The 6,000-nt window shown below is 65.3% G+C and carries 7 protein-coding genes; all 7 read right to left on the bottom strand.

From position 1 onward, the window contains the following. Positions 1 to 216: 216 nt before the first annotated feature. The 7 genes from ACLL97_RS14170 to ACLL97_RS14140 all read right to left on the bottom strand — a co-directional run bounded on the left by ACLL97_RS14170 (position 217) and on the right by ACLL97_RS14140 (position 5,340). A complete protein-coding gene (locus ACLL97_RS14170; RefSeq protein ID WP_411281124.1) occupies positions 217 to 981 on the bottom strand; it encodes a hypothetical protein in 765 nt (254 codons plus the stop codon). 190 nt (positions 982 to 1,171) lie between these two features. After that, positions 1,172 to 3,802, bottom strand: coding sequence for a protein kinase domain-containing protein (locus ACLL97_RS14165; protein ID WP_411281123.1), 2,631 nt, complete (start codon positions 3,800 to 3,802; stop codon positions 1,172 to 1,174). Further along, the gene (locus ACLL97_RS14160; RefSeq protein WP_411281122.1) at positions 3,799 to 4,356 is read right to left on the bottom strand and encodes a DUF4143 domain-containing protein; all 558 of its coding nucleotides are present in this window, start codon (positions 4,354 to 4,356) and stop codon (positions 3,799 to 3,801) included. The genes ACLL97_RS14165 and ACLL97_RS14160 overlap by 4 nt, the downstream gene beginning before the upstream one ends. After that, a complete protein-coding gene (locus ACLL97_RS14155; RefSeq protein ID WP_411281121.1) occupies positions 4,357 to 4,542 on the bottom strand; it encodes a hypothetical protein in 186 nt (61 codons plus the stop codon). 99 nt (positions 4,543 to 4,641) lie between these two features. After that, positions 4,642 to 4,770, bottom strand: coding sequence for a hypothetical protein (locus tag ACLL97_RS14150; protein ID WP_411281120.1), 129 nt, complete (start codon positions 4,768 to 4,770; stop codon positions 4,642 to 4,644). Further along, a complete protein-coding gene (locus tag ACLL97_RS14145) occupies positions 4,763 to 5,137 on the bottom strand; it encodes a type II toxin-antitoxin system VapC family toxin (RefSeq protein ID WP_411281119.1) in 375 nt (124 codons plus the stop codon). Before ACLL97_RS14145 ends, ACLL97_RS14150 begins: the two co-directional genes overlap by 8 nt. A gap of 44 nt (positions 5,138 to 5,181) precedes the next feature. After that, a complete protein-coding gene (locus tag ACLL97_RS14140; RefSeq protein ID WP_411281118.1) occupies positions 5,182 to 5,340 on the bottom strand; it encodes a type II toxin-antitoxin system VapB family antitoxin in 159 nt (52 codons plus the stop codon). Between the last annotated feature and the right edge of the window lie 660 nt (positions 5,341 to 6,000).

Genomic DNA, 6,000 nt, shown 5'->3' with positions numbered 1-6,000 from the left:
GCGGCAGAATGTGCGGATGCTGCAGGCCTGCGGTGGTGCGGATCTCGCTCAGGAACCGTGCACCGCCGAGCGCCGCGCCCAAGTCGGGATGCAGCACCTTGATCGCGGTCATGCTTGACGTCGTGCGCGAGGTACACGGTGGCCATGCCACCGGCCCCAAGTTCGCGCGTAACGGTGTAGCGGTCGATGAGTGCACCCCGCAACCGCGCTGCCGTGTCATTCACGCGTTCTCCGTGCTGCGAAACGCAACGCTTCAAGTTCGCGGCGGAGTGGCGCCCAGTACGCACGGTCCTGCACCATGATCTGCACTTGCTCTGCGGCCAATGCTACGTCCATATCGTCGTGGTTCAGTGCCGCTCGTACCACCGAACGTGATGAGCGTGCGGCGGCTTCCGGGTATCGCGCGATCACCTCCGCGAGAAAGGCCGGCGAGCGAAGCTCTGCCAGCCAAAAGTCGACCTGCGCGTCGCTCACGGCATCGTCGCGCGCGGCCGCGTACGACGCGTCTACCAAACGGCGCAGCATCGGCCAATCCTTGTCCCGCTGGGTCTTCTTGGCAGCGACCAGATCCTCGAGGGCCATCACGTCCACCAGCACTTCTGCATCACCCGCGCCCGTGGGCAAGGCGATCGTGGTCCGCCGTTCCCAAAGCACAGGAAAGGCATCGACGCCGCGCAGGCGACTCATGATGTCCACCCGTAACGGTGACGTTGACCCGTCGGGAATACTGAAGTGCACCGCGTGCCCGCGATCCAGATAGGCGACATCAAACGATGGCACCGCGATCACGGCGGCGTTGAGTGACTCGAGCGCTTCGCGCAGGGTTGGCAACGCCTCGGGCGTCGCCAGCACCGCCAGATCCAGATCGCGACTATACTCGGCCGCGCCGTACAACACGCACGCCTGTCCCCCCATCAACAGGGCGCGCACGTCGTACATCCGGATCGTAGAAAGGACTCGCAGGATCTGGGTCGGGATCACTCGTGCCTCCAAGCGCGTGGTGCCATGCCGCGAGACGCATGGACTCGGCCCAGCGCTGTTGTGGCGACAGGCGCATCCACGCCGCGGCTTCCTCGCCGTACAGATCGTCGAGGGTCACGCGAGGCGGCTGGTGGTCGGAGCGCGCGGTCATGCGTGCAAGGTAGCGTCGAAGCCCACCAGTCGCGATGCGTCACTTCCCCGCCGCGTCGACGGCACGCTTCATCGTGGACACCCAATTCGGTATCACGCGCAGGTACGCGCCGGTGCTGCGGCCGGAGCCACGCAGGTAGAGGTTCGCGCCGTCCGGGGTGATCAGGTGCGACCGGCTCACCGTGTTGATCATGTGAGGATCGCGAAACCACCGCTCGGGCGGCGTGAATGGCACGCCGCCGCTGCCGGACACCTTCGTGCGCCAATGCCACTGATCGAAACTCCAGAACGTGAGTGACCCATCGGGCATCCACTCCGGTTCCAGCCCCTCCGCCACTTGGTACGTGGTTCCGTTCAATGGCCACGGTGCAAGCACAATCTTTCCGTTTTGAAACAGGTAGGTAAACCAGCGGCCGTTGGGCGACACGGATGGAGAAGCCAGCACGTCCGTGCCGGTGATCAATGTGTCGAGCGGTCGCGCGTTCTGGGTTGGATTCGCCCGGACGATGCTGCGCTGATTTGTCGATGAGCCGAAAAGTGTTGTGGCGTTGGGCCATGCGCTGGTGCTTACGACCTGCGCGAGCACCTGCGGCGGCGCCGACGCGTCTGGCGAACCCACGAGCGACACGGCGGTGTCGGCCACACCACGCAGCACATCGAAGACCAGTGACGTACCCTCGGCATTCCATCGGGGCTCACCGATAAAAAAGTGCGACTGCCACAGATTCCCACGACCTGTCGCGACGTCAAACACCCAGAGCTCCTGCCCGCGCACCCCTTGCTTCACCACCGCCAATCGCCGCCCATCGCGCGTCATGTCGAAGCGCAGCGCCGCAATCGGTGGCAGCGGCAAGGTATCGAAGGTGACGCCGTTTTTCGTGCTCGCCAACCGACCCACCTGCGCGTTCTCACCCGGGGCATACACGAGATCTCCACGCGTTGTGAGCGCGAACTGTCCGGCGCCGGAATACCCCTCGCGACGCACGCCGTCCAGCACCCGGACCACGCGACCCACCGCACGTGTGGCAGGATCGAATGACGCGGCCTGCAACGCGCCCTCCACCGACATGAACACGAGATACCGACCATCCACCACCCGCGCGCCGGCGCCGAACAGCGACGGTACGCGGCCCGCCGAGTCAGCCTCGCCGACTACGCGCGGATAAAAAACGCGCCCGGAGGCGTCGTCCGTGTTGACCAGAAACACCGTGCTTCCCTCTGAACAGAGGGCGAGATCATGACCCGGGATCTCCGTCGGAGAAATGCAGAAGCGCGGCCCCGACCGCTTGCTTCCCGATGATGGATCCACCACGAACGCGTCGTCATCGTCACCGACCAACAGCCGGCCGGCACTGATCCATGATGCGCCCTTGTACGCCGTCAGATCGGTGAGTGTCGCGACCGTCCCGCCGGCAATGGCCACGGTCTTGAGCTTCGCACCGCTCACGAATGCCACCGTCTTGTCGTCGGGCGAGAGCGCCGGCCCATTGGCGCCGTCGGTGCCGGCCAGCGGGCGCGATTCGAAGGTGCGCAGATCGCGTACCCACAGTTGCGTGGTGCCGCCACGATCGGCCGCATACACCGCGAACGCTCCGTCGCGCGAAACGGCGAACGACGCCACGCCAAGGCCGTTGTTTTTCGTAAACGCGATCTGTGCGCTGTCGGGGAGACCGACGTCGTAGCCGTCGGCACGAGCGACTCTCGACGCGTCGGACCGCGCCATCCACAGCGCAGCAGTAATCGCTGCACCAGCGAGTGCGGCCAACGCAGCCCATGTGCGCACGTCGCGCCAGCGCGGCGTGGGGCGCGAGGGTTGTGCTGCTGCGGCAAACGTGGCGCCACTCGTGTTGCTCAACGCCGTCGCAAACTCCGCCGCACTCGCAAACCGATCGGCGGGCAGCTTCGCGAGCGCGGTACCCACTGCCTGCTCGATGGCCAATGGCACCGTATCGCGCAGCGTGTGAATGGGCGTCGGCTTCTCGTTCAATACTTTTGCCACGATCGCTTGCACGCTGCTGCCGATGAACGGTGCGTCGCCGGCGAGCATTTCGTACAGCACCGCACCGAGCGCGTATACATCGCTGCGCGCATCGATCGTGCGTTCGCCCATCGCCTGCTCAGGGCTCATGTACTGCGGCGTGCCGAGCGAAAGCCCCGTTTGCGTCATGCGAGCACCGCCGGCGCTCTGCACGGCGAGCGCGATGCCGAAGTCGGCCACCAGCGCGCTGCCGTCGTGCAGTAGGATGTTCTCGGGCTTGATGTCACGATGGATCACACCTTGGCGGTGCGCATAGTCCAACGCGCTGGCCACTTCGCGCGCGATGCGCAACGCGTCGGCGATGGGCAGCTGGCGTTCGCGTTCGAGCCGCGCGCGCAACGTCTCGCCCGTGACCAGCGGCATCACGTAGTACAGCAAGCCATCGGCGTCGCCCGAGTCGAGCAACGGCAGGATGTGCGGGTGCTGCAGGCGCGCGGTGGTGCGGATCTCGCTTAAGAAGCGTTCGCCGCCGAGTGCGGCGCCTAAATCCGGGTGCAGCACCTTGATCGCGACATCGCGATCATGTTTGAGATCGTGCGCGAGGTACACGGTGGCCATGCCGCCGGCCCCAAGTTCGCGCTCAACGCGGTAGCTACGGCCGAGGGCAGTGGTAAGACGTTGCACAATGCTCATGATGCGAAGTTACGGGACAAGCGAGATGCCGTCGAGCCGGGTTCGTGTGGATGGCACGATCGCGCGGTGGCCGACAGATGCTCGGCGAGGCCGGCCAGCGACGTCGCGGTGATGCCACCACCCATCGGCCAACTCTCCGACCCGCCGTGCACGCCGTGCACGCCGTGTATCGCCGCGGCATCCAGATCGGCCGCGGCGGAGCGCAAGCCCCCCGACACTGTGGGTGCCGACGTCCGCTTGATTTCGATCAGCATCTCGACGCGCCCTCCACGCTCGAAGAGCAGATCGACCTCCGCTCCCTTTTCCGTCCAGAAGTAGAGGGGGAGCCTATCGTGGCTCGCGGCGGCGATCAACTGCTCGATGACGAACCCTTCCCAACGTGCGCCCACTACTGGATGCGAGAGCAGGTGGTCGAGCGATTCGATCGCCAGCAGCGCATGCAGCACGCCACTGTCTCGCACGTAGAGTTTGGGCGCCCGTACCAGGCGCTTGCCGAGATTCCCGCTCCCGCGAGGACGGCGCCGCACAAGCAGCAGGTCGGTGAACAGATCCACCTAGCGACCGATCGCGGGGCTCGACACTTCGAGGCTGGCAGCGATTCTCGCGTTGTTGACGGGAGTGCCCTGCGCGTGCGCCAGCATTCGCCAGAGCCGGCCGACCAATTCGGCCGGCATGCGCGGCACGAACATGGGAACGTCACGCTCGAGGTGGCTGCGCACGAAGTCCTGTCGCCAAATCATACAGGCCATCGTCTGTGGCCAACTCGGGCGCCTGATTCTGCAGATCGAGCGACGCTGACCCGATCCGTAAAACTAACGCTAGACGTTTGTTTTACGAGGTTAAACGCGGGATCGTGCGCTGTCCCCGCGTACGCAGGTCATCACCGAGTACAACAATCCATCGGCCGCGCCGGAGTCGAGCAGCGGCACAATGTGCGGATGCCGCAGCTTGGCGATGGTCTCACCCATGATCTACCGGATCAAACGCGACGCCAAGACGTGCACACTGAATACCCAAGGCCTTGTCGCGGGTCCAGAGTTTGCACTTGTCGATCGCCGCCGATGCCAGCAGATGGACATCCACGTAGCCGATGCCGCGACTGCCGAGGCTTTGCCCCGCGATGAAATGCATCGCCTCATCGTGCGACGCCGTGGTGGCCATTGGCAAGCTGCTGAGCAGGCGGAGCACCTCGCTGCGCGGTCGCAACGAGCCGCACGCCAGTTCCCCCACGACGAATGGGTGCGCGACGACATTCGCGGATTCGAGGAGCGCCGCCAGGGTCGCGTCACCGCGCCGCAGGTGGTCGATCCACACCGACGTGTCGACGAGAATCACCCGGTGGCGCGCGCCGCCGCACGGCGGCGACGGCCCGCGACCAGCTAGGGCTCAGATCCGGCCAAGGCGGCGAGGCGGCGCGCGCTTTCGCGGGCGATTAGCGCTTCGAGTCCCGCGCGCACGAGCGCGGTTTTCTCGTCGATGCGAGTGAGACGACGCGCCTCTTCGAGCAGGTGGTCGTCGAGATTGAGTGTGGTTTTCATATGTATTGATGTGGGCATTCGAGCCATATCGGGCAAGTCGCGTGCATTGGCTCCATCGTGGCCACCCAATTCGGAAGCAGGCGCAAATGCACGCCGGCGCTACGCCCGGAACCGCGCAGTTGGAGGTCCGCGCCGACTGGCGCGGTCAGGTGCGATCATCTCACCGTGTTGATCATGAGTGACTCGCGAAGCCGCGACTCCCGGACACCTTCGTGCGCCAGTGCCACTGATCGAAACGCGAGAACGTGAGTGACCCGTCGGGCAGCCACTCCGGCGCCAGCCCCTCCGCTACGCGCTACGTGGTTCCGTTCATTGGCCACGGTGCGAGCGCGATCTTCCCGCGCTCACGGAGATAGGTAAACCCACGTCCGGTGGGCGATACGGAAGCAGACGCTAAGGACGCTGCGTCAGCGACCAGTGTGTCAAGCGGCAGCGTGCGCTGGGTCGGATTCGCCCAGACGATACTGCGCTGATTTTTCAAAGTGCCGAACAGTGTAGTGGCCTCGGACCATGAGCCGATGGTTACAACCCGCGCGAGCACCTGTGGCGGCGCCGACGCGTCTGGCGAACCCACGAGCGACACGGCGATGTCGGCAACCCTGCTGCCCCCGCCAGCGTCCACGGCACGCAACGCTACCGTGACACTCGGGGCACCCCTAA

The sequence above is a fragment of the Gemmatimonas sp. genome (genome assembly GCF_046594945.1).
In the GTDB taxonomy this organism is placed as follows: Bacteria; Gemmatimonadota; Gemmatimonadetes; order Gemmatimonadales; family Gemmatimonadaceae; genus Gemmatimonas.
This window is presented reverse-complemented; position numbering and strand designations above follow the sequence as displayed.